At 65.5% G+C, this 1,500-nt stretch carries 2 protein-coding genes; both read left to right on the top strand.

What is annotated here, in order from left to right; translation table 11 throughout:
- Positions 1 to 827: ABC transporter permease subunit (locus tag U5805_RS31460; protein WP_322107387.1), on the top strand; the 827-nt coding region annotated here is incomplete at its 5' end.
- A gap of 27 nt (positions 828 to 854) precedes the next feature.
- Positions 855 to 1,500 (top strand): ABC transporter ATP-binding protein (locus U5805_RS31455; RefSeq protein ID WP_322107386.1); only part of this gene is annotated, 646 nt, incomplete at its 3' end.

The raw sequence follows: 1,500 nt of genomic DNA, 5'->3' as shown, positions 1-1,500 counted from the left end.
CGTTCGCGACGCTCGCGCGCATTCCGCTGCGCGTGCAATTGCCGAAGTCGCTGCCCGTGGTCGCGACCGTGAGCAAGCGCTCGCGCCTGGGCGATATCGTGTGGGCCGTCTGCGTGATCGCGCTTACGGCATTCGTGCTTTGGCGCGTCGTGAGCTTCGTGCGCACGGGCGTGTCGCTCGACGACGTGGGCCATGTGCTGGCGCTCGGCTTCATCACGCTCTTGCGCGTGGTGCTGCTGATCGCCATTGCCTCGGTGATCTGGGTGCCGCTCGGCGTGCTGATCGGCCTGCGCCCCGCGCTCGCCGAAAAGATTCAGCCGCTCGCGCAGTTTCTCGCGGCGTTCCCGGCCAATCTGCTGTTTCCGGTGTTCGTGATCGCGATCGTGCGCTTTCACCTGAACCCGGATATCTGGCTGTCGCCGCTGATCGTGCTCGGGACGCAGTGGTATATCCTGTTCAACGTGATTGCCGGCGCGAGCGCGTATCCGAACGATTATCGCGAAGCCGCGAAGAACTTCCGCATTCGCGGCTGGCAATGGTGGCGTCAGGCCATGCTGCCGGGCGTGTTTCCGTACTACGTGACGGGCGCGATCACGGCTTCGGGCGGCGCATGGAACGCGAGCATCGTCGCGGAATTCGTGCAGTGGGGCGACACCAGGGTGGCCGCGCACGGCCTGGGCGCGTATATCGCGCAGATGACGGCGGCCGGCGACTATCCGAAGATCATTCTCGGCATTGCCGTGATGTCGCTGTTCGTCACGCTGTTCAATCGCCTGCTGTGGCGTCCGCTCTACACGTACGCCGAGTCGCGCTTGCGGCTCGACTGATGAAAACGAAGGATCGAAGGTAACGCGATGCAAAACCCCAAGACGCTGACCGCGGCGCACGGCGACGTGCAGACGGCTCCGAACCCGCCGCGCCTCGGCGACGAAATCCTGAACGTGAAGGACGTTTGCCGCGGCTTCAACAAGTCGCAAGGCGAACTGCTCGTGCTCGACGACGCCAACCTGTCGTTGCGCGAAGGCGAGATCGTCGGGCTGCTCGGCCGTTCGGGCTCGGGCAAGTCCACGTTGCTGCGCATCATCGCCGGGTTGATTTCGCCGACCTCGGGCGACGTGACCTGGCGCGGCAAGCCGCTCGAAGGACCGGCCGAGGGCGTGGCGATGGTGTTCCAGACCTTCGCGCTGTTCCCGTGGCTCACCGTGCTGCAAAACGTCGAAGCGGGCCTGGAGGCGCAAGGCGTGGGCGCGCGCGAGCGGCGCGAGCGCGCGCTGGCCGCGATCGACCTGATCGGTCTCGACGGCTTCGAAAACGCTTATCCGCGCGAGCTTTCCGGCGGCATGCGTCAGCGTGTGGGCTTTGCGCGCGCACTCGTGGTCGATCCGATGCTCATGCTGATGGACGAGCCGTTTTCGGCGCTCGACGTGCTGACGGCCGAAACGCTGCGCACCGATTTGCTCGACTTGTGGACGCAAGGCCGCTTGCCGATCAAGTCGGTGC

This window comes from Paraburkholderia sp. J41, from assembly GCF_905220235.1.
Classification (GTDB): Bacteria; Pseudomonadota; Gammaproteobacteria; order Burkholderiales; family Burkholderiaceae; genus Paraburkholderia.
Note: the sequence above shows the minus strand (reverse complement) of the source record. Positions and strands in the feature narration are given on the sequence as shown.